This is a genomic window from Streptococcus sp. GMD4S, from assembly GCF_000296955.1.
The window spans coordinates 1-507 of the sequence record NZ_AJRE01000434.1 but is presented as its reverse complement, the minus strand read 5'-3'; the positions used below and the strand labels follow the sequence as shown (position 1 = coordinate 507).

The window sequence follows — 507 nt, the reverse complement described above, 5'->3', positions numbered from 1 at the left end:
TAACAGAATTTGAAAGCCCTAGCAAGATATTTGACTGGAAAATATATTTATATAGTTTGTTTGTTCATTCTTTTAATCTACATAAAAGTATTGAATCTGTCCTATAATTCATAACCGATATTAAAAAAGGCTAATTCTAAAGCAACTGCTTGATTCCAGCGTTCCTGAAGTTCTGTCAAATCTTCTCTACCTTTCCCGACACGATTGAGTTCGTCAACCAGAAATTGAACCCACTCTGTAAAGAAAGGACCTCTGTGGAGATTAATCCATTCCAAATGAATATAGGCTTCAGGTAGTGCCAAATCTTTAGAACCCCAGTCTAAATAGAGACCTTCTGCAATGACCAGCATGACCAAAAGATGAGCATAGTCTGATGAAGTCACAGCAGAATACATTAGCTCCTGAAACGCTTTTGTTATAGGGTGCAAGGTCACTTCTAGATAGTCATTCTCTGCTACTTTTAACTCTTTGAAAGCCTTTTGGAAATAACCATCTTCATCTGCTTCA

General features: G+C 36.7%; 1 protein-coding gene. It reads right to left on the bottom strand.

Annotation, left to right across the window (positions count from 1 at the left end):
• Positions 1-101: 101 nt before the first annotated feature.
• The coding region (locus tag GMD4S_RS10365; protein WP_000330181.1) for a TenA family protein at positions 102-507 on the bottom strand (406 nt) is incomplete at its 5' end.